The following is a 21,025-nucleotide window of genomic DNA, read 5'->3' on the forward strand; positions in this document are numbered from 1 at the left end:
TTGAAAAGTTGTCGAAAGATGAGAAACGTTGCACGGTGAGCTACTATTTGTTCGAAACCTTTTGAAAGATTGCGAGCGGCATGTCTGACGACTTTTACACCATGGTCGATTCCGGAGACCCGGCACCCGACAACGAGCACATCACCGGCGTGCACGAAGAGCGTGCGGAAGGCGAGCAGACGACCACGCAGGCGCCAAAAGCCATGTACGCCGCGCGCATCGCCGTCTATGACGACATGCTGTCGACACCGCGGGTGATCGTCATTGATCCGCAAGATGTCCGCACGTATTTGGAAGAGACGACCAACACCGTCTACCAGTGCATGAAAGAACAAGGTGGCCATATCTCGCTCATGGTCATCCGCGAGATTGTCGAAAACTTTATCCACGCACACTTTGCCGAGCCCATCATCTCGATTCTGGACGGCGGAGACACCATCCGCTTTGCTGACCAAGGACCCGGCATCGACGACAAGGAACGTGCTTTCGACTTTGGCGTTACCAGCGCAAACAGCAAGATGAAGCGCTATATCCGTGGAACCGGAGCAGGGTTTCCCATGGTGCAGGAGTATTTGGAAAACGCCGGCGGTGCCGTATCCATCGAGGACAACATGGGCAACGGCACCGTGGTTACGGTAAGCCTGAACCCTAAACGCGTGCAGGAAATCGAGCGTGCCGGCGGACGCGGCGCTGCCGTGCGGCCCGAGACGGAGCAGCCCACATATCCCCTGCCGGGAGCTTTTGCGCAGCAGTCCGTGGCAACGCAGCAGATGCAGCCCCCCGTGGGACAGATGCAGCAGCCCGGAATGCTTCCCACACAAGAACCCCAGGCGGCATCTATGTCGATGCCGCCAAACATGCCAGAGGCCATGCCGCTGGCTGATCAGGATGCAGCAGCAATGCAGCAGGCGACGGGGGCGCCGGGTGGCCAGCAAATGGGCTATCAGCCGTACCAACAGGGATATCCATATCAGCAGATGCCGCCACTGGGGTATGGCCAGCAGTTCCCGCAGCAGTACCAGCAGGGATATCAGCAGCCGTACCAGCAGATGCCGCAGCAGCAGTACAACCCCTGGGCCCAGCAGACGCCTCCGCAGCCTTACCAACAGTGGCCTCAAAGTTTTCAACAGCAAATGCCGCCGACGCAGAGTTCTCAACAACCAGCAGCTCAAATGATGTATCCTAATGCAGTAAATCAGTATGCACAGCCACAACCGGACGTGTTCGTAAGCGATCGCGGCAACGCCGCGCTGGGCTATCTGGCGCAAAATCAAGCGTGCGGCGCAACCGATCTTGCGAGGGCGTTTGGAAACTCGGCCCCCACTTGGTCACGCACGCTCAATGACTTGGCGCAGGCCGGCTTGGTCATCAAGCATGGCCAGAAATACCATCTGACCGAACTCGGCGCCGCTCGCGTGCGAGCTCAGAGCTAAAGAACGGGAGAGACAGTGGACGAGGAAGCAAGCATCATCCTGGGGGATGCCATCGCCTTTTGCCAGCGCGACGGCCAAGATGCACGCCTCATCAACATGCTGGGGCAATCGCGCGCCATAAGCCTGACCGAAGATACGCTCACGATCGAGGCCCCCTCGCGCTTTGCCATCGCGCAGCTCAAAAAGCATCAGCCGACTATTGAGGCCTATCTGGAAGAAATCGCCTTTGCACCGATTGCTCTCGACATCGTGGCACCGCAAGGCGCCGCGACGGAATCCGCTGCCGCCACGGCGCCCGCCACGGCTCCCGCTGCTTCCCCGGCGGTGCCGGCCTCCGCAGGCGATGTGCCGACAATCGAGCACCAGCACAGCGATGTTTCCCGTGAAACAATGGCACCGTTGACGAGCGCGGCGGCGACGTCAACGAACGCACCCGTCACGCACATGCCCATCGCTCACGACGCAGCGGCGGGCGCGGATTCGGGCATTGCAATCAAGAACACGCTCTCGGCCGACGATTTTCGTCGCATGATGAACCAGATGAAGGGCGGAGCGCCGACTAAATCCACGCAAGCTGCGGCCCCCGCTTCACCCATGCCAGCACCGACCGTGCCGGCCGAGCAGAATACGGATGGAGCCCCGCTCGCCGCGAACTCAAAATTTACCTTTGAGAACTTTGTCTACGGCCCCGAGAACAGCCATGCCTATCGCTCGGCACTCAAGTTTGCCGCCCTCGCGGACGAGCGCGGCACATGCACATCCCTGTTCATCTATGGCAAATCGGGGCTGGGCAAGACCCATCTGCTGCTCGCCATCAAAAACGAGCTCGCCGAAAAGTCGCCCGAGATCAAGGTCAAGTATGCCAACTCCCAGGCATATCTGGACGACCTGATGACCGAGTTCGACCGTCAAAAGAAGAGCAACGCCCCCATCATGCAGGCGTACCACGGCGTGGACGTGCTCATCATCGATGACATCCAAAACATCATCGGCAAGCGCGCGAGTGTGGACTACTTTTTCCAGCTCATGGACGAGTTCATCCGCAACAACAAGAAGGTCGTCATCGCGGCAGACCGCGCCCCCAAGGACCTGAGCATGGACGAGCGTCTGACCAGCCGCTTCAACGCCGGAATGCTCTGCCTGGTCGCAGAGCCCAGCTACGAGATGAAATACAAGATCTTGCAGCGCTATTACGAGAACACCATCGTCGCCGCTCCCGAGGCGGGCGACGACTCACTGCTGGCGGCCTATGGGGGCGACGGCGGACACCTGACCGACGAGCACTTTAAACACATGGCCGAGGTCTCGGGCACCAACATCCGCGAACTCGAGAGCTTTTGCGAGCGCTGCGCCGGCGAGGCGGGCGACCGCGAGCGCGAGGGCGGAGAGCTCACCTTTGACGATATCGACGCCATCGCCGGCCAGTACTTCGACACATCGGCCAAAAAGATCAACGTGCAAACGGTTCAGTCCGTCATTGAAGAGCAGTACGGCGTGACGCACGAGGAGCTCATCGGCCCGCGTCGCAACGCCAATATCGCCAAAGCGCGCCATATCGCCATCTACCTGGCCATCGAGATGTGCGAGATGACGACCACGGCGGTGGGCGCCGAATTTGGCAACCGCAACCACTCGACCGTCAGCACGAGCTACAAAAAGGTCCAGAAGATGATCCAGGAAGACCGCACCGTCACCGAAGACCTCAAGTCCTTGCGCGATAAAATTACACTGCGCTCGTAGGGAAATAGAGACACCTGTTGAAAACTTGTCGAAACCACGGGCATAAGGTGTCTAAAACCCAACCCGCGGTGATGAAAAGTTTTGCGCAGGTTTTGAACGTGGAAAACCACCCCCGTTGCACACAGGTTGTTGTCGATTCTCTTTCTGGGTCTGACCTGCGTCTTTGGGAGTAATCAACGGTTTCGTCAGTGCTATTACTATTATTAAGATATTTATATCTATAGAAAGGTATTAAAAGATGAAGTTCACCGTCAGCCAGAGCTCGCTTACACAAGCCATCGGCGTCGTTATGAAGGGTGTCGCTTCGGCATCCACCCTTCCCATCCTGTCGGGCGTGCTCGTCAAGGCGCAAGACGGCATCTTGGAATTCCAGACCTCTAACTACACCATCTCGATCCGTCATCGCATCGCGGCGCATGTCGAAGAAGAGGGCGAGATGGTTATCCCCTGTAAGATGCTTTCCAATATCACTAAGACCCTCCCCGATGCCCCGGTCACCTTTGAGCTGTCCGAGCGCCAGGTGCTGATTGGTTGCGAGAAGAGCTCTTTCCGCCTGAACACGCTCGATGCCAATGACTTCCCCGAGTTTCCGGCCTATGCCATCGAGAGTGCCGTGGAGCTGCCGACCGATATCTTGTCCGAGATGGTCGGCCGCGTGTGGCGCGTCACCTCGACCGACAAGGCCCGCCCCATCCTGGGCGGCGTGCACATGAAGGTCGAGAACAACACCGTGCGCCTGGTGGCGACCGATTCCTTCCGCTTGGCCGTGTGCGATACGCAGGTCGAGACCTCGACCCTCGAGGGCTCCTTTGAGCTCAACGTTCCGGCCGACGCCTTTAACGACGCGCTGAACATCATGGCCAGCCAGGCGACCATCATGATCGGGGCTACCGACACCCAGGTCGTCTTCGAGGCCGGCAACACCACCTACGTGTCGCGCCGTATCGAGGGCATGTACCCCAACTACAAGCAGCTCATCCCCGATTCGTGCGTGACGAGCGTCAAGATCGACGTCGCCGCCTTTAACGCCGCCCTCAAGCGCGTGGCCGTTATCGCGAGCGCCAACCCCGCTGTCAAGTTCGAGATTGATGTCGAGAACGGGCAGATGGGCCTGTCCTCCATTTCCAATGACCAGGACCTTGCGCAGGAGACGATCGATGTCGAGGCCGAGGGCGAGTCGGGTACCATCGCCTTCAACTACCACTACATCTTCGGCTGCCTCAATGCCCTGTCCAAGGAGAAGGAGATCACGCTGGAGCTCAAGAGCTACTCGCAGGCGGGTATTTTCAAGTCCTACGACAAGATCAACTACCTGTACCTGGTCATGCCGGTCCGCATCTAGCGCTGCGCCATGACCATGTTCGCCCGCGATCTTTCCGTCGCGCACTACCGCAGCTTCGATAGCTATCGCCTTGCCCTGGACGAGGGCGTGACGATACTTGCGGGACCCAACGCGGCGGGAAAGACCAATCTCATAGAGGCGCTGCAGCTGCTAACGAGCGGCGCCTCGTTTAGGCATCCGACCGCCGCCGAGCTCGTCCATGACGGCGCGGGCTCGTGCAAGGTCGAACTGAGGCTCGAGGGCGACGGCCGCGTGCTTGATATGGGATTGAGCGCGGAGGACGGTAAGCGCTCGTTTAGCCGCAACGGCAAGAGATGCTCTGCCGCCGGTGTGCGCGGGGTCCTGCCGAGCGTGCTGTTTTGCCCCGACCATCTGGACATGGTTAAGCGAGGCGCCAGTGTGCGCCGTGCCGCCCTCGATGACTTTGGCATGCAACTGAGCGCACGCTATGCCGATCTTGCGAGCACCTATGGGCGCTGCGTGACCCAGCGTAACGCCTTGCTCAAGGAGGCCTGGTGCTGCCGCGAGATGCTCGGCGCGTGGAACGATTCGATTGCCCGCGCGGGCGCGGCTCTGCTCGTGCACCGGTTGGCCCTGCTCGACCGGCTGGCGGGCCATGTGCGTACTGCCTACGGGCAAGTGGCGTCCGGTGAGGCTGCCAACGTGACCTATACGTCCACGCTGGGGGATTTGCCCCAGGTCGGGGATCGCGAAGAGCTGAAGGGCTGGGCGTACGAGCGCATGCTGGCCGCCCTTGATGAGCACGCCGACGAGGAAATTCGCCGCGGCGTGACGTTGGTGGGACCGCATCGCGATGAGATTGAGTTTACCGTGGCGGGTCGCTCCGCCCGTTCGTTTGCCAGCCAAGGCCAGCAGCGAACGTTGGTGCTGGCCTGGAAGGTGGCGGAGGTGGCCGTGGCTCGCGATGTCCTGGGCACCGCCCCACTGCTGCTTTTGGACGACGTGATGAGCGAGCTCGACGGCGAGCGTCGCGGTGCTTTCCTGCGGTTGATCGGCGATGATATCCAGACGGTCATAACCACGACCAACCTGGGGTATTTTACCGATGACCTGCTTGATCGAGCCAAGGTGGTGAGCATGGGTGAGACGTGCTAATTACGAGCGCGAGAGCGAAACGGTCGCCTTCAGTGGGTTTTTGAACGCAGAGCGTCAGCGCATCCTGGCGGCCGCGACGCCTGAGCGCCGCGCGCAGATGGAGGCTGCAGAGGAATCTCGTGCGGTCTATCGCGCCTGGAATGCGGTGTGCTCGGGCACGCGCGAGGGGCGCCATGTGACGGGCCTGCGCTACCTGCCCGAGTCCAATGAGCTGCTGGTGTACCTCGACTCGCCCTCGTGGACGCAGGAAATGACGCTGTTGCGCGAGATCATCCGCGCACGTATGGAGCGCGCCGGTGCACATGTGGACGGCCTGGTGTTCAAAACCACCGCGCCCGGTCACACGCCACCCGCTGCCAGGGAGCGCCTGCGCCCGGCGACGACCGAGCGCCCGCCGGCTCCGCACGCCGACCTCAGTGAGGCCGAGCGCACCGAGATTGAGCGCCAAGTGGCGCCCATCGAAGACCAAAAACTGCGCGAGGCCCTCGAGAATGCCATGAGAGCCAGTGCCGAGTGGGCCAAGGGCGTAGAAAGCAAAAAAGAGCCTTAAATCGCATCTGGTGGCCTTGTAGAGCCAAATACCCTCGTTCCCGAGGGTATTTTTTTACGATAAACTAGTAAGGCTGTACACATTTTCTTGACTGAAGGAGGACGTGTGGCAAACGAAAACGATTACGATGGCGGCGAGATTAAGATTCTCGAAGGTCTCGAGGCCGTTCGTAAGCGCCCGGGCATGTATATCGGCTCGACGAGCGCCAGCGGTCTGCATCACCTGGTGTGGGAGATCGTTGACAACTCCGTCGACGAGGCCATGGCCGGTTTCTGCACCGAGATCCAGGTGACGGTCCACGCCGACAACTCCATCACGGTCGTCGACAACGGGCGCGGCATCCCCGTCGACGAGCACCCTGTTAAAAAGATCCCGACGCTCGAGGTCGTCATGACGATCTTGCACGCCGGCGGTAAGTTCGATAACTCGGCCTATAAGGTTTCGGGCGGCCTGCACGGCGTTGGCATCTCCGTCGTCAACGCACTGTCCAAGCGCGTGGTCGTTCAGGTTCGTCGCGACGGCAACACCTACGAGATGGAGTTCTCGCGCGGCAAGACCGTTAAGAAGATGGAGGTCGTGGGCACCTCGGATTCGACGGGCACCACCGTCACCTTCTGGCCCGACGACGAGATCTTCGAGACATGCATCTACGATTTCGATACGCTGCACAACCGTCTGCAGGAGACGGCGTTCCTCAATAAGAACCTCAAAATCGTGCTGACTGACGAGCGCGAGTCTACTCCCCACGTGGAGGAGTTTTGCTACGAGGGCGGCATCATCGACTTCGTCAAGTTCCTCAATGAGGGCAAGGACGTCCCCGAGGCCTTTAAGGAGCCTATCTACATCGAGGGCAAATCGGACCCGGACGCACCTGTGGCCAAGATGGGCGAGGTTGAGGTTTCCCTGCAGTGGAATAGCGGCTACGGCGAGAACGTCATGTCGTTTGCCAACGACATCTACACCCCCGAGGGCGGCATGCACCTTGAGGGCTTCCGCACCGCGCTCACCCGCGTGATCAACGATTACGCGCGCAAGCAGAACCTGCTCAAGGAAAAAGACGCCAACCTGACCGGCGACGATGTGCGCGAGGGCCTTTCGGCCGTTATCTCGGTCAAGCTGCCCGATCCGCAGTTTGAGGGCCAGACCAAGGCCAAGCTCGGCAGCTCCTATATGCGCGCGCTGACGCTCAAGATCGTGACCGACGGCCTCGCCGATTACTTGGAGGAGCATCCCAAGCCCGCCCGCGAGATCGTCAAGAAGGCGCAACAGGCCTGCAAGGCGCGCAACGCCGCCCGCAAGGCGCGCGAAGCGACCCGTCGCAAGAGCCTGCTCGAGACGGCGTCCCTGCCCGGTAAGCTCGCTGACTGCTCGGTGCGCGATGCCGAGCTGACCGAGCTCTTCATCGTAGAGGGCGACTCGGCAGGCGGTTCGGCCAAGGACGGCCGTCGCCGAGACATCCAGGCGATTCTGCCCCTGCGCGGCAAGATTTTGAACGTCGAGCGCGTTGGTGACCATCGCGCGTTCTCGAGTGACACCATCCAGTCGCTGATTACCGCGATCGGCTGCGGCGTCACGACGAGTGCCGGCGACGGCGGCGATTTCGATATCACCAAGGCGCGCTACCACAAGATCATCATCATGACCGATGCAGACGTCGACGGTGCGCATATCCGCATCCTGCTGCTGACGTTCTTCTACAAGTACATGCGTCCGCTGATCGATGCCGGCTACGTCTATGTTGCCTGCCCGCCCATCTTTGGCATTAAGGTGCGCAACAAGATCCACTACGTGTATCCCAACGGCCGCCAGCCCGAAGACGAGATCCTGCGTGACACCATCCAGAGCCTGGGCCTGAACCCTGACGATAACGACGAGGACGGCAAGGCCAAGGACGGCAAGATCACCAAAAAGCGCAAGGGCTATACCGTCCAGCGCTACAAGGGCCTGGGCGAGATGGACCCCAAACAGCTTGCCTCGACGACGATGGATCCAAAGACCCGCATTCTGCAGCGTGTGTCGATCGAGGACGCCGTGGTTGCGGACCGCGCCGTGCGCGAGCTGATGGGTTCCGAGGTCGGCTATCGCCGCGAGTACATTGAAAAACATGCGCATGACGCGCGTTTCCTTGACGCTTAAGAGGAGGTAACGTGGCAGACGATATCAACAATAACGAGGATATGGACGAGGCCGGCGATGCCGGTATGCCCGATGATCTGAAGCGTCTGCTTGCCCGTGCTGAGCAGGGCGAGGACGGCGACCCGGACGCCTATAACCCCGATGCCGATGATGATGAGGAAGAAGACGACGCCGAGCTCGAGGAGAGCTTTGGTGAAGTCGACCGTGGTGCCTCGGCCGGTGAGGATATCAACGGCGGCCAGCTCCAGATTTCGGAGTTCGGTCGCGAGATGAAGCAGTCGTTCATCGAGTATTCGATGTCGGTCATCACGGCGCGCGCCCTGCCGGACGTGCGCGACGGCTTAAAGCCGGTGCACCGCCGCATCCTGTACGCGATGAACGAGAGCGGCATCTACCCCAACCGCCCACATAAGAAGTCGGCCTGGACGGTCGGCGAAGTTATCGGTAAGTACCATCCGCACGGTGACTCCGCGGTCTACGAGGCCATGGTTCGCCTGGCGCAGTGGTTCTCCATGCGCACGCCGCTCATCGATGGTCACGGCAACTTCGGTAACATCGACGGCGACGGCGCGGCGGCCATGCGTTACACCGAGAGCCGCCTGGCAAAGCCCGCCATGGAACTGCTGCGCGACCTGCAGAAGGATACCGTCGACTGGCAGCCCAACTACGACGAATCGCTCGCCGAGCCCGTGGCGCTGCCTGCGCGCTTCCCCAACCTGCTGGTCAACGGCAGCCAAGGCATCGCCGTCGGCATGGCCACCAACATCGCCCCGCATAACCTCACCGAGGCGATCGAGGCCACCTGCTACCTGATCGACAACCCCGACGCCACCGTCGACGAGCTCATGCAGATCATGCCCGGTCCGGACTTCCCCACCGGCGCCATCATCATGGGCAGCGCCGGCATTAAGCAGAGCTACGAGACCGGTCGCGGCTCCATTACCGTGCGCGCCAAGGCACACGTGGAGTCCACCAAGACCGGCCGCAGCCGCTTGGTCTTTACCGAGATTCCCTACATGGTCAACAAGGGCACCCTGCAGGAGAAGATCGCCCAGCTCGTCAACGACAAGCGCATCGAGGGCATCTCGGATATGCGCGATGAGTCCAACCAGAAGGGCATCCGTCTGGTCATCGAGCTCAAGAAGGGCGTCATTCCGCAGGTCGTGCTCAACAATCTGTATAAGTACACCTCGCTGCAGACGACCTTTGGCGCCAACAACCTGGCACTCGTCAACGGCGTTCCCAAATGCCTGAGCCTGCGCGAGATGCTGCAGCACTACATCGACCACCAGGTCGACGTCGTTACCCGCCGCACCCGCTTCGACCTTAAGAAGGCCCAGGCGCGTGCCCATATCCTCGAGGGCTACCTGATGGCCCTTGACCATATCGACGAGGTCATTAGCATCATCCGCTCCTCGCAGACCGACTCTGAGGCCAGCAGCCGCCTGATCGAGCGCTTTGGCTTTACGCCCGAGCAGACCACGGCCATTCTCGAGATGAAGCTGCGCCGCCTGACCGGCCTGGAGCGCGACAAGATCCAAGAAGAGTTGGACGGCCTGCGCCGCGCCATCGCCTACTACGAGGACCTGCTGGCGCATGAGGAGAAGATCCTGGGCGTCATCAAGGAAGAGATGCGCGAGATCTCCAAGAAGTTTGGCGACAAGCGCCGCACCGAGATCAGCCAGGTTGAGAAGGACCTGGATGTCGAGGACCTCATCGCCGACGAGGACATGGTCGTGACCATCACCCACACCGGCTACGTTAAGCGTATCCCGGTGGCCGCCTACCGCGCCCAGAAGCGCGGCGGCAAGGGCGTGTCGGGCGTCAACCTCAAAGAGGACGACGTCATCGACGAGATGTTCATCGCGTCCACGCACGAGTACGTGCTGTTCTTCTCGAGCAAGGGCAAGGTCTATCGCCTGAAGGTGCACGAGCTGCCGGTGGGTACGCGCCAGGCGCGCGGTACCGCGATCGTCAACCTGTTGCCCTTCGAGGAGGGCGAGAAGATCGCGAGCGTCATCAGCTGCCGCGAGTTCCCGGCCGACGAGTACCTGATGTTTGCCACCAAGAGTGGCATGGTCAAGAAGACCGTGATGAGCGCTTACGATCGTAGCCGCCGTGATGGCCTGATCGCTATCAACCTGCGTGACGACGACGCGCTGCTGAACGTGCGCCGCGTGCGCGAGGGCGACAAGATTATCCTGGTCACCACCGCGGGCAAGGCGATTATGTTCTCCGAGGAGCAGGTGCGCGCCACCGGCCGCGATACCAGCGGCGTTCGCGGTATCGGTCTGAAGGACGGCGTGAGCGTTCTGGGTATGGAAGTCACTAACGGCAACGGCGATCTATTCGTCATCACCGAGCGCGGCTACGGCAAGCGCACGCCGGTCGCGGACTACCCGGAGCAGAATCGCGGCGGTCAGGGCGTCTACACCATTCAAATGACCGAGCGTAAGGGTAACCTCGCGGCCATGAAGACGGTGGGCCCGCAGCACGAGCTGTTCATCGTGACGGAGGGCGCGACGGTCATTCGCGTCAAGACCGACGAGATCAGCCAGACCGGCCGCGCCACCCAGGGCGTCAAGATGATGACCGTCGACGACAACGACCGCATCTGCGCCGTAGCCCGCATGACAGCCGCCAAAGAGAAGCCCGAAGGCGAAGGCGCCGAGGCTGCAGTCGACACCGAAGAGGCTCCAGTCGACCTAGGCGACGGCAACGACATGCCAGAGGATCTCCTCGACGAGTAAGTAGTCCTCTCCGGTCAAAAACATCAGACCCCATATATCGGCGGTCGGCGCACCTGCGCGCCGACCGCTTTTTTGAAAACCTAGGGACCCGCGTTCGCCCCGGCCGCCCGGCGGCATATGAAGTCGATCGCGAGTTCCGCACGAGCCGGAGAGCACTTAATGTGCTCTCCGTGCGAGTCAGGACTGTCCGAGCAGGCGACTTCATATGCCGCCGGGCGGCTGGGGCGAACCCCTCCAAAGATTTTCAAAAAAGTTGTTGACGCGCGCGTAACGACTCGTCTAATATATCCCTTGCGCGATGGACCTGTAGCTCAGTTGGTTAGAGCGTCCGGCTGATAACCGGGAGGTCACAAGTTCGAATCTTGTCAGGTCCACCATCAAAACTGTGAAGAGCCCTGGGGCATTGCCTCGGGGCTTTTTTCTTGTCTGCGATAAATCTCATTTTGGTTTTGTGTGCTGTGCGAAAGTTTGGGTAGTATAGCTATTCAATGCGGCGGACTGCCGCGTGTTAACCGCTACGTACCGGAGGTGTTCCATGGTTCGTGTCGACATAGAGACCATCGTCATGGCCGCCGGTCCCGTGCCATCGCTTATCGTGCTTCGCGAGCGCTGCAGCAAATCGGACTCGCCCGCGCCACTGCGTTCCCTTTCCATTCAGACTGGTTCGTTTGAAGCTGCTGCCATCAGCCGCGGCATCGATAGCGGTCGCGCCGAGCGCCCGATTACCCATGACCTGTTGCTCGATACTGTTGGCGCCCTGGGCGCCAAGCTCGAGCGCATCGAGATCGTTCGCGCCGAGCCGCCGGTGTTCTACGCGACGATTGTCGTACTGGCCGATGGTGACGAGCGCAAGATCGATGCCCGTCCCAGTGATGCCATTGCCCTTGCCGTGCGCAGCAATGCCCCCATGTTTGTGGAGGACGACATCATGAATCGCCTGGGCACTGTTTCTGCCCATACCGAGGAAGTTGACGACGAGCGGGAGTTCGAGAAGTTCGACGAGTTCGTCCATACGCTCTCGCCCGATGACTTCTAAATGCGGGGCGGCCAGGATGCGGAGCGTTCGCTGATGGCCGGCGGTATGTCGGCTGAGGCGGCTGCGATCGCCCGCGAGGCCCAGATGCGCTCGGAGGCTTCTGAGGCGGCACGCATTGCCTATGTGACGCAGGCCCGCACGCTTCGCGAGCGCCGCGGCTCGTTTATCAAGATGGTTGTCGTCTCCGCCCTTGTCGCGGCAATCTGCTCGCGCCTTCGTGGTACAGTTGGTGCGCTTGGGTTTTCGATTTCAACAGGCTTGGTAATCTGGGGTGTGGTCGATGCAGTAATGCTGACCAACCAGATCAAGGTACTCGACAAGCGCGCGATGGATATGATGCGCGCCCGCGACGCCGCCGCCAAGATCGCTGCCGAGGCACAAGAACTGTAACGACGCCAGACTCGATGGGAAGGTCTAAAGATGGCACAGGATATGCAGGACGCCGGTAACGTCTCCGCCGAGCTCGACGCCATGGTGTGTGACCTGATTGGTGCGTTCTTGGACGACCTTGCCGCCGGCGAGAATCCGGGCGTAGTTGTGGCGATCGAGGACGCTGCTTCCAACCGATATCTGGCGGCGCTCGACGAGGACGGCGAAGAGGCATGCCTCGAGGCGGCCACCAACTTTATCTCCGAGCACAAGATGGGTCTTAAGGACGAGGGCCTGGGCCGCATCGCCCGCTATGCCATCGGCTACACCGGTTGTGTCGAAATTGACGGCGGCTATCACGACGCCCTGCTCGTGAGCTTCTTCGAAACCACGCTCGAGAGCGGTTTTTCGGCATACGTGCTGTATGAGGGCATGGGTGCCGGCGATGGTTTTATGTGGAGCGACCCTGAACCTGCAGGTGAGGAAACCCCTCTTATCTAAAATCGCTAAAATAAACGAGTTTTCGGTAAAAGGCTCAATATTCCCGCTGAGCGTTGTATCGCTGGGCGGGCCGCATACGCGTGCCGTTTGTATATGGATAGAAGATAGGGGAACTACATGCGCGTAGACAATCTGAGGAACATCGCCATCATCGCCCACGTCGACCACGGCAAGACGACGATGGTCGACAAGCTCCTGCGTGCCACGGACGCCTTCCGTGCCAACCAGCAGGTCGAGGACCGCGTCCTGGACTCTAACGACCAGGAGCGCGAGCGCGGCATTACGATTCTCGCCAAGAACATCTCTATCGAGTACAAGGACGTCAAGATCAACGTCATCGACACCCCGGGCCACGCCGACTTCGGCGGCGAGGTCGAGCGCGTGCTGCGTATGGCCGACGGCGCCCTGCTGCTGGTTGACGCCTTTGAGGGCCCCATGCCCCAGACCCGCTTCGTGCTGCGTCACGCTATCGACACCGGCCTCAAGATCATGATCGTTATCAACAAGATCGATCGTCCGGGCGCCAACCCCGAGAAGGCCTACAACGACTGCCTGGACCTTATGGCCGACCTGGGTGCCACCGACGACCAGCTCGAGTTCGCCATGGAGCACGTGGTCTACGCCAGCGCCATGAATGGCTTTGCCCGTCTTGACCCCAACGACGGCAACATGGACATGTATCCGCTGCTCGATATGATCATCGACGACATGCCCGCTCCCGAGGTTGACGAGAATGCCCCGCTGGCCATGCAGTGCGTGACCATTGACCACTCCAACTTCGTTGGCCGCATCGGCATCGGTCGCGTGTACTCCGGCACCATCCATCAGGGCGATCAGATCCTGGTCGTCAAGAACGACGGCTCCAGCGCCACCGCTACCGTCAAGCAGCTCTTTACCTTCGACTACCTGGGCCGCACCGAATGCCAGGAAGTCGGCGCCGGCGACATCGCCGCCGTCGTGGGCATCGACCGCACCGATATCGGCGATGTCTACACCGATCCCGAGAACCCCGTTGAGCTCGAGCCCATCGAGATCGACCCGCCGACTCTGTCCATCGTCTTTGAGGCTTCGACCTCCCCGCTCGTCGGTCGCGACGGCGACATCGTGGGCGCCCGTCAGCTCAAGGAGCGCCTGTTCAACGAGGCCGAGAACAACGTGACCATGAAGATCGAGGAGCTCGAGGACAAGAGCGGCGTCGAGGTCTCGGGTCGCGGCATCCTGCACCTGTCCGTTCTGATGGAGTCCATGCGTCGCGAGGGCTTTGAGTTCCAGGTCGGTCGTCCCCGCGTTCTGTTTAAGAAGGACGAGAACGGCAACAAGCTGGAGCCTGTCGAGCAGGCCGTCGTCGAGTGCCCGGACGAGTATTCGGGCAAGGTCGTTGAGGTCTTCGGTACCTCCGGCGGCATCATGACGAGCATGGACACCTCGGGCATCGTGACCCATCTTGAGTTTAAGATCCCGACGCGCGGCGTCATGGGTCTTAAGAACCGCATTATGAACGTCACCCACGGCGAGGGCGTGTTCTACCACACCTTCCTGGAGTATGGCCCCTACGCCGGCGAGATCGGTAACCGTCAGAACGGCGCCATGATCTCCATGACCACCGAGAAGGCCGTTGCCTACGCTCTGGGTACGCTGCAGGAGCGCGGCCAGCTGTTCGTTGAGCCGGGTACCGAGTGCTACGAGGGCATGATCGTGGGCGAGCGCAGCAAGGCCGGCGACATGGTCGTCAACATCGCTCGTACCAAGAACCTGGGCAACCAGCGTTCCTCGACTTCCGATATCTCCGTCCAGCTGGTGCCGCCTCGCACCTTCTCTCTGGAAGAGGCGCTGGAGTACATTGCCGACGACGAGCTGGTGGAGATCACTCCCAAGAACATCCGCCTGCGCAAGCGTCTGCTCAACGCCACCGACCGTAAGAAGGCTGCTGTCCGCGCCGGTCAGGTCAACAAATAAGCACTGGGGCTTATAACCGCCAATAAGAAAGGGCGTCGACCGCAATGGTCGGCGCCCTTTTTGGTCCAAGGGGAACAGGTTCGTTTGCACCACCACAAAGGTGCCTGTCCCCCTTGTGGTGGTTGGCGGCTAAGCGGTGGGGAGTCCTGGCGTGTTAGCCGGCTGCTGCGGCTTGACGCGGGCGTTGCGCCAGATGATTTGGATGATGTAACCGAGCATAAAGACAAAGGCCACGCCGCTGATGAAGTCACCTACGAGGGGAAGCCCCGTGAGGGCGCCTGCGATTACGCCGCCCACGGCTGCCATGGCGTAGCGGTTTTGGTTGTGTCCAACCATGCGGGCGATCGCGCACCCCGCAAAGGCACTCGACATCAACGCGATGCCGATAACGCCGCACAAGAGGGTTCCGGCAAGCGACAGACCAGCGATAGAGATAATCAGCAGTAGGACGGCGGGGACGATAGCAATCGTGCCCAGAAGACCGCTCACCCACAGGGGCATGGAGCGCTGGTGGAGCATGCCGGCGGCGCTGGCGGTCGCGCGCGGAAAGATGAGCTCGAGCAGCAGAGCGACAAAGCAGGTCGAGAGTGCCGCGGCGACGATACCGCCGATGACATCGTTAACGGTGGAAGTATCCTCGTTCTCGGTGCGGTCGATCTTGAGCGCACCGACCTCGGCTCCCGCGGCGCGCTCGGGGTCCTCGGAGACGTGCGCGTTCACGGTGCCGGTGATGTGGGCGTTCTTGCCCAGGATGAGCTTGTCGGCCCAAACCTCGACATCGCCCTTGACGGTGCCATCGATGGTCACCGTGTCGCCCGCAAGTGCTGCCGACTTGGTGGAGCCTCGCAGGGCAACCGTCTCGCCTATCGCGTAGAAACAGTTGGCGGTGCTGTCGGAATTGAGCACGACATGCTGGCCAGCGACGGTCACGCTGCCATCAACCGTGGTCTTGGCAATGTCGATGGTGCGTGCCGCCAGACGGACGGCGCCGCCCACTGTGCAGTCACGGATCGAGAGGGTATCGCCCGCGGCGATGATATCGCGGCCGATGGACACATCATCCAAGTTGAGGGCCTGACCTGCCCAGTACAGGTCACCTTCGACGCCGGACGGATTGGCGTCATTGTCGGTCGCAAGTACGTTTCCTGCGGTGTCCGTGCCGGCGAACGACGCCGTGGGAAGCACGGTGAGCGCGAGCGCGATGAGCGCGAACAGGATGGTGATGCGGCCCCATGCTTTACGGCGCTGGGTCAACGGGAATTGATTACAGGGCATAGTGAATCCTTCGTCAGATGCTCGATATGCATCTAACAGGGTACCCAACGCGTGGGCGCTCTAAAAGAACCTCTCGGTTGCATTTCGAGGGGTTGTGTCGTGCTGCCTACTTTTTACGGTGCAAAAAGCGCGCGATGTCTTCTTCGGTGGGGCTTTTGATGTCAAAGCGCAGCGAGAGCCAGCGCAGACCCATGGTCACGACAACGCATACGACCAGCGCGGCGACATTGCTCATGATGCCGCTCATAACGAGACACACATAGCTTGTCGATCCGGCGATGGCGGCGATGGCATAAAAGTTAGTACGTTGGAAAATGCCCGGAACCACGCCCATAAAGCCATCGCGCAACATGCCGCCGCCCACCGCGGTAAAAAAGCCCATCATGATGCACACCGCCGGCGCAAAGCCGTAGACCAGCGCCTTGTCTGCGCCGGTTGCTGCATAGATGCCGACCGAGATGATGTCGAGCAAGGGGATGAGTTTTTCGGGCTTGTCGACGATTGCCGGGAATATGTAGATGATGGCCGCCGTGGCGATGGAGAGTGGCAGCGCCATCGGCTGGTTGAGGATGTAGACGTTGCCCACCTGCAGCGTCATGTCGCGCAAGAGACCGCCGCCCAGACCGCAGACCACCGCGAGCGCGACCGCGCCCACCAGGTCGAGCTTGTGCTCGCGTGCAACCAGCACACCCGAGATCGATGCAGCGACAACAGCGAACATCTCGAGCCAAAATGGGATAGCGACCATGGCATCCGAGGCATGTGAGGTAACGGTTATAGCGGCGACGACGGGCAAGATGGGGTCCTTTGGGTTACGGGTTTGGACAATGCCCGTACATAGTACATGTTCGGCGCCGATTGCGACCCTATTGCTCGGCAAACGGTCGGGACTGGATGCCGACATGGCATTGCTGGAATGCCAGGGATCCAAAACATGTACGTCACCCTCCAAAAACGGCATTTTTCGACATCTTTGGAGGCGGACGTACATGTTTGGATTGAGCTCACAGCATGAGTGAGTTGATTTACTCACATCCGGTATATTTCCCCACTTCAACGGACATAAGAGTTGGATACCGGCTCAGAGCGAGAGGCCCTCAATGGATACCCCTGTTCTCATTTCGCATAAAACCGCATGGCTTGTCCATCATGCACCCCAGAATTTGGTTCAGTCTCTTGCGCGGCACGACTACCAGATAGGCGCACAAGGCATCTCCACCCAGCAACGTGTTGCACGCATACGACAGGCTCTTACCGACTGCGGCATTCCGTTCGATATGCTTAAGACTATCGATATCGCGGTTGTATTCGAATTCGAGCGAATTCGTACCAAAGGCGTCGTTTGTCACATTCTTGGACAAAATCTTCCCTACGAGCATATTAACGAGTTGACGCCCGGAATCTTCATCACCGACGAAGCCTTCACCTTTGTGCTCGCTGCCGAGTGGATGGATAGGATCGAATATCTCGAATATGGCTATGAAGTTTGCGGCGATTATCGCATGAGGCTCAATCCCGCCGACCCTTATACCGGGCAACCAGCCACTACCTCCAAGGATGAAATAACCAAACTGCTCGATCGGCACCCCGGCAAACCCGGTGCCACACGTGCACGGCTCGCGCTCAGGCACATCTACGATCACTCGGCCTCGCCTATGGAGACCGCTTCGGCAATCGCCCTCTCGCTCCCAACAAGCGAAGGCGGCGTTGGTATCCGAGGTATCGAACTCAACAAACCGCTCGAGATCCCTCAACGTCTCTGGCATTGCACAAAAGCCCGAACACTCAAAATCGATGCCCTCATTACCTATAAGCGCAGGGAGCTCGGTATCGAATATAAGGGCGGTTTTCACGATGAGTTCGAGCGCAAGGGGGCAGATGCGGAACGAGAGGCCGTTCTCTCCCAAATGGGATATCGAATCGTTACGCTCACTTCGGCTCAGTTCGGCAGCCAGCTCGCCTTTCACCGCGCCATGAACAACATTCGCGAAGCACTCGGCATGCCTCGCTGTACCGACACCGGGTACCAGCGAGAGCAAAACGAACTACGCAAGGCGCTTATCCGCAACTGGAAGGGCATGCGAGACGAAGAGGCACCTTCCGAATAGTGCCACTCCCGTGAACTCAATCCAAACGTGTACGTCAGCCTTCAAAGATGTCGAAAAATGTCGGTTTTGGAGGGTGACGTACATGTTTGGGGAAGCGTGGGATCGAGACGTATTTCGATAACAAAAAAGCCCCATTGCTGGGGCTCATACCATCTAATGGCGGAGGAGGAGGGATTCGAACCCTCGTGACCTTATACAGGCCAAACGGTTTTCGAGACCGCCGCATTCAACCACTCTGCCACCCCTCCGCGTGGGGTAAAAACAAAGCAGGCTCGAAGGCCTGCTTTGGAATTAACTGGCGGAGAGTCAGGGATTTGAACCCTGGAGACGCTTTTGACGCCTACACGATTTCCAATCGTGCTCCTTCGGCCACTCGGACAACTCTCCGTTAAATGCGAAAGTTAGTATACACGAGGAATCGTAAGGTGCAAGCCGAAAACTTAGCATTTTTTTGATCCACAGTGTCTCGCGCTGTGCCTAAAACGCGCGGCACATGCAGTCTGACCAGCAAAATCATGCTAAGCGAATTGCTCAAAAAAGGACTTTATAGACCACGAGCAAACGAATTCAAAATCTTTTGGCGATCAATTGGACCACTGGTATGCATTTTGCGACCACAGCCTTGTGTCCGTTGACCTGTGGCTTGGCTCAGCTTGTCCCCGCGGCACCGTATCTTGTCCACAGATTCGTCAAGCTTTTGGTCAGCATTTGGTTGGAATGCGCATGAAACGTCGTGCGAGTATGGACATATGTGGAGGTCATGAGGTTGTAGCTGCATATTCTTGCGGCCTGGGAGGTTGAAAGATATTATTACCAAGTCTTTTCCTGCTTCAGGCGCACCTTCACGACCTGAAGCCACATTTGCCCAGAGGAGGTGACAATATGAAGGCTTATGAACTGCTGTTCTTTGTTGACCCGTCGCTCGACCCCGAGACTCGTCTCGCTGTTATGAAGCGCATCGATACCACGATCGCTGAGGGCGCTGGCAAGGTCGACTCCGTTGACGAGTGGGGCAAGCGCAAGCTCGCCTACGAGATCAACGACCTCACCGATGGTGACTACACCCTCATCAACTTCCACGCAGATCCTACCCAGATCGCCGAGCTTGATCGCGTCCTGCGCATCACCGACGCTGTGGTCCGCCACATGATCGTCCGTCGCGACGACCAGGAGTAAGACTGTCGTTTTGGACTGGGCTTGTGCCCCAAGAGGAAGTAGTGAGTTATGAGCATCAATCGAGTGAACATCACCGGTAACCTCACCCGCGATCCCGAGCTGCGCGCCACCGCCGGCGGAACCCAGGTTCTGTCCTTTGGCGTCGCCGTGAACGATCGTCGCCGCAACGCGCAGACTGGCGAGTGGGAGGACTATCCCAACTTTGTCGACTGCACCATGTTCGGCACCCGCGCCGAGGCCGTGAGCCGTTTCCTGGCAAAGGGAAACAAGGTCGCGATCGAGGGCAAGCTGCGCTACAGCTCTTGGGAGCGCGACGGCCAGCGCCGGAGCAAGCTTGAGGTCATCGTCGATGAGATCGAGTTTATGAGCTCCCGTGGTGGCCAGGGTGGCTACGATCAGGGCGGTTACGCCCCCGCAGCTCCCGCGCCCGCAGCACGTCCTGCCGCACCGGTGGCAACGCCGCCCGCGGTCGACGTCTACGATGAGGACATCCCGTTCTAAGGGTTGTTCACCTATTTTTGAGTGAGAGGCGGCTTCGGTTCGCCGAAGTTGCCAAACGAAAGGTATTTTGACATGGCTAATGATTTTTCTGCACGTCAGCCGCGTCGTAAGTACTGCCAGTTCTGCAAGGAGAACACTGAGTTCATCGACTATAAGGACACTCAGCTTCTCCGTAAGTACATGACCGACCGTGGCAAGATCAAGCCCCGTCGCGTCACTGGCGCTTGCACGCAGCATCAGCATGACATCGCCAACGCCATCAAGCGCGCCCGCGAGATGGCTCTCCTGCCGTACACCGTCCCCGTGGTTTCCTCTCGTGGCAACCGCGACCGCGGCTAAGAAGGGAGACGCATCATGAAGGTTATTCTTCTCGATGAGATCAAGGGCAAGGGCGGCGAGGGTGACGTCGTAGAGGTCGCTCAGGGTTACGCTGAGAACTTCCTGTTCCCCAAGAAGCTCGCTGTTGCCGCCACCAAGGGCAACCTCAAGCAGCTTGACGAGCGTCGCAACAACATCGCCAAGCGCGAGGCCGTCCGTCTGGCTACCGCCAACGAGACCAAGGCTGCCTTCGAGGGCAAGACGGTCACCGTTGACGTCAAGGTCGGCGACGAGGGCATCCTCTTTGGCTCCGTTACCGCCGCTATGATCGCTGATGCCATCAAGGCTCAGCTCGGTATGGACGTCGACCGCAAGCGCGTCGAGCTCGGTAAGCCCATCAAGGTTGCCGGTGCCCACACCGTTGCCATCTCGCTGTACCGCGAGATCAAGGCCGAGGTTGTCGTTCTCGTCGGCGTTACCGCCGAGGAGCTCGCTGCCAAGGCTGAGGTCGAGGAGGCCGCTGAGGTCGCCGAGGCCGAGACCGCCGAGGTCGAGACTGAGGCTGCTGCCGAGTAGCATTTGCTGCAACGCAACAATCTTGTTCTAAGAAGGGCGCTCTGGGAAACCAGGGCGCCCTTTTGTTCAAGACTTTAGTCTGCTGGCCGCGCAGCGGCCAGCTTTAAACCACCCGCTACGCGGGTGGAGACAAACGGCTTTA

General features: G+C 59.8%; 18 protein-coding genes and 3 tRNA genes. 17 read left to right on the plus strand and 4 right to left on the minus strand.

The features are described 5' to 3' along the window. Positions 1–80 precede the first annotated feature (80 nt). From I2D57_RS04340 to typA, 12 genes are all read left to right on the plus strand, one after another. The gene (locus I2D57_RS04340) at positions 81–1,433 is read left to right on the plus strand and encodes an ATP-binding protein (RefSeq protein WP_195361611.1); all 1,353 of its coding nucleotides are present in this window, start codon (positions 81–83) and stop codon (positions 1,431–1,433) included. 15 nt (positions 1,434–1,448) lie between these two features. Then, complete coding sequence (locus tag I2D57_RS04345) at positions 1,449–3,173, plus strand: DnaA ATPase domain-containing protein (protein WP_324249198.1); 1,725 nt, start codon at positions 1,449–1,451, stop codon at positions 3,171–3,173. A gap of 238 nt (positions 3,174–3,411) precedes the next feature. Continuing rightward, positions 3,412–4,515: a DNA polymerase III subunit beta gene (dnaN, locus tag I2D57_RS04350; RefSeq protein ID WP_138341047.1), complete on the plus strand. Its 1,104-nt coding sequence runs from the start codon at positions 3,412–3,414 to the stop codon at positions 4,513–4,515. Positions 4,516–4,524: 9 nt separating this feature from the next. Further along, a complete protein-coding gene (gene recF, locus I2D57_RS04355) occupies positions 4,525–5,631 on the plus strand; it encodes a DNA replication/repair protein RecF (protein WP_195361612.1) in 1,107 nt (368 codons plus the stop codon). After that, on the plus strand, positions 5,618–6,181 hold the full coding sequence (locus tag I2D57_RS04360; protein ID WP_324249199.1) for a DciA family protein: 564 nt from the start codon (positions 5,618–5,620) through the stop codon (positions 6,179–6,181). Before recF ends, I2D57_RS04360 begins: the two co-directional genes overlap by 14 nt. 105 nt (positions 6,182–6,286) lie before the next feature. Then, a complete protein-coding gene (gene gyrB / locus I2D57_RS04365; RefSeq protein WP_022094340.1) occupies positions 6,287–8,317 on the plus strand; it encodes a DNA topoisomerase (ATP-hydrolyzing) subunit B in 2,031 nt (676 codons plus the stop codon). Positions 8,318–8,358: 41 nt separating this feature from the next. Beyond that, positions 8,359–11,067 carry a DNA gyrase subunit A gene (gene gyrA, locus I2D57_RS04370; protein WP_195361621.1) on the plus strand — a complete coding sequence of 903 codons (2,709 nt, stop codon included), beginning with the start codon at positions 8,359–8,361 and terminating at the stop codon, positions 11,065–11,067. Between the two features lie 300 nt (positions 11,068–11,367). After that, positions 11,368–11,444, plus strand: a tRNA-Ile gene (locus I2D57_RS04375). A 158-nt stretch (positions 11,445–11,602) separates the two neighbouring features. Beyond that, positions 11,603–12,103 (plus strand): bifunctional nuclease family protein, encoded by a 501-nt coding sequence (locus I2D57_RS04380; RefSeq protein WP_195361613.1) that lies wholly within the window; start codon positions 11,603–11,605, stop codon positions 12,101–12,103. Positions 12,104–12,136: 33 nt separating this feature from the next. After that, positions 12,137–12,493, plus strand: coding sequence for a hypothetical protein (locus tag I2D57_RS04385; RefSeq protein ID WP_117735835.1), 357 nt, complete (start codon positions 12,137–12,139; stop codon positions 12,491–12,493). Between the two features lie 30 nt (positions 12,494–12,523). Beyond that, entirely contained in the window at positions 12,524–12,973 is a 450-nt protein-coding gene (locus I2D57_RS04390) for a hypothetical protein (protein WP_089572580.1), read from the plus strand. Between the two features lie 117 nt (positions 12,974–13,090). Further along, a complete protein-coding gene (gene typA / locus I2D57_RS04395; RefSeq protein WP_195361614.1) occupies positions 13,091–14,929 on the plus strand; it encodes a translational GTPase TypA in 1,839 nt (612 codons plus the stop codon). 129 nt (positions 14,930–15,058) lie between these two features. Here typA and I2D57_RS04400 read toward each other — a convergent pair whose 3' ends face one another. Then, positions 15,059–16,204, minus strand: a complete 1,146-nt coding sequence (locus I2D57_RS04400; RefSeq protein WP_195361615.1) for a bactofilin family protein — start codon at positions 16,202–16,204, stop codon at positions 15,059–15,061. A gap of 106 nt (positions 16,205–16,310) precedes the next feature. Further along, on the minus strand, positions 16,311–17,000 hold the full coding sequence (locus tag I2D57_RS04405) for a trimeric intracellular cation channel family protein (RefSeq protein ID WP_229025710.1): 690 nt from the start codon (positions 16,998–17,000) through the stop codon (positions 16,311–16,313). A 304-nt stretch (positions 17,001–17,304) separates the two neighbouring features. Between I2D57_RS04405 and I2D57_RS04410 the strand changes: the two genes are divergently transcribed. Further along, complete coding sequence (locus I2D57_RS04410; protein WP_195361617.1) at positions 17,305–18,312, plus strand: PDDEXK family nuclease; 1,008 nt, start codon at positions 17,305–17,307, stop codon at positions 18,310–18,312. 157 nt (positions 18,313–18,469) lie between these two features. On the opposite strand, the gene I2D57_RS04415 is transcribed toward I2D57_RS04410, so the two are convergent. Continuing rightward, positions 18,470–18,560, minus strand: a tRNA-Ser gene (locus tag I2D57_RS04415). Between the two features lie 48 nt (positions 18,561–18,608). Continuing rightward, positions 18,609–18,699, minus strand: a tRNA-Ser gene (locus I2D57_RS04420). Between the two features lie 495 nt (positions 18,700–19,194). On the opposite strand from I2D57_RS04420, the gene rpsF reads away from it, so the two are divergent. The 4 genes from rpsF to rplI all read left to right on the plus strand — a co-directional run bounded on the left by rpsF (position 19,195) and on the right by rplI (position 20,883). Further along, positions 19,195–19,488, plus strand: coding sequence for a 30S ribosomal protein S6 (rpsF, locus tag I2D57_RS04425; RefSeq protein WP_006235831.1), 294 nt, complete (start codon positions 19,195–19,197; stop codon positions 19,486–19,488). Positions 19,489–19,536: 48 nt separating this feature from the next. Then, the gene (locus I2D57_RS04430) at positions 19,537–19,989 is read left to right on the plus strand and encodes a single-stranded DNA-binding protein (RefSeq protein WP_006235830.1); all 453 of its coding nucleotides are present in this window, start codon (positions 19,537–19,539) and stop codon (positions 19,987–19,989) included. A gap of 72 nt (positions 19,990–20,061) precedes the next feature. Continuing rightward, positions 20,062–20,328: a 30S ribosomal protein S18 gene (gene rpsR / locus I2D57_RS04435; protein WP_006235829.1), complete on the plus strand. Its 267-nt coding sequence runs from the start codon at positions 20,062–20,064 to the stop codon at positions 20,326–20,328. 15 nt (positions 20,329–20,343) lie between these two features. After that, positions 20,344–20,883 carry a 50S ribosomal protein L9 gene (gene rplI, locus I2D57_RS04440; RefSeq protein ID WP_195361618.1) on the plus strand — a complete coding sequence of 180 codons (540 nt, stop codon included), beginning with the start codon at positions 20,344–20,346 and terminating at the stop codon, positions 20,881–20,883. The last annotated feature ends 142 nt before the right edge of the window (positions 20,884–21,025 follow it).

Origin of the sequence: Collinsella aerofaciens (genome assembly GCF_015553355.1) — a bacterium.
GTDB classification, from domain to species: Bacteria; Actinomycetota; Coriobacteriia; order Coriobacteriales; family Coriobacteriaceae; genus Collinsella; species Collinsella aerofaciens_V.

What these genes read in the sequence shown, in the direction of transcription:
- recF (WP_195361612.1), top strand. Translation starts at nt 4,525, where the DNA reads ATGACCATGTTCGCCCGCGATCTTTCCGTCGCGCACTACCGCAGCTTC.
- typA (WP_195361614.1), top strand. Translation starts at nt 13,091, where the DNA reads ATGCGCGTAGACAATCTGAGGAACATCGCCATCATCGCCCACGTCGAC.
- I2D57_RS04410 (WP_195361617.1), top strand. Translation starts at nt 17,305, where the DNA reads ATGGATACCCCTGTTCTCATTTCGCATAAAACCGCATGGCTTGTCCAT.
- I2D57_RS04390 (WP_089572580.1), top strand. Translation starts at nt 12,524, where the DNA reads ATGGCACAGGATATGCAGGACGCCGGTAACGTCTCCGCCGAGCTCGAC.
- I2D57_RS04385 (WP_117735835.1), top strand. Translation starts at nt 12,137, where the DNA reads ATGGCCGGCGGTATGTCGGCTGAGGCGGCTGCGATCGCCCGCGAGGCC.
- I2D57_RS04400 (WP_195361615.1), bottom strand. Translation starts at nt 16,204, where the DNA reads ATGCCCTGTAATCAATTCCCGTTGACCCAGCGCCGTAAAGCATGGGGC.
- rpsF (WP_006235831.1), top strand. Translation starts at nt 19,195, where the DNA reads ATGAAGGCTTATGAACTGCTGTTCTTTGTTGACCCGTCGCTCGACCCC.
- I2D57_RS04430 (WP_006235830.1), top strand. Translation starts at nt 19,537, where the DNA reads ATGAGCATCAATCGAGTGAACATCACCGGTAACCTCACCCGCGATCCC.
- I2D57_RS04380 (WP_195361613.1), top strand. Translation starts at nt 11,603, where the DNA reads ATGGTTCGTGTCGACATAGAGACCATCGTCATGGCCGCCGGTCCCGTG.
- rplI (WP_195361618.1), top strand. Translation starts at nt 20,344, where the DNA reads ATGAAGGTTATTCTTCTCGATGAGATCAAGGGCAAGGGCGGCGAGGGT.
- rpsR (WP_006235829.1), top strand. Translation starts at nt 20,062, where the DNA reads ATGGCTAATGATTTTTCTGCACGTCAGCCGCGTCGTAAGTACTGCCAG.
- gyrA (WP_195361621.1), top strand. Translation starts at nt 8,359, where the DNA reads ATGGACGAGGCCGGCGATGCCGGTATGCCCGATGATCTGAAGCGTCTG.
- dnaN (WP_138341047.1), top strand. Translation starts at nt 3,412, where the DNA reads ATGAAGTTCACCGTCAGCCAGAGCTCGCTTACACAAGCCATCGGCGTC.
- I2D57_RS04340 (WP_195361611.1), top strand. Translation starts at nt 81, where the DNA reads ATGTCTGACGACTTTTACACCATGGTCGATTCCGGAGACCCGGCACCC.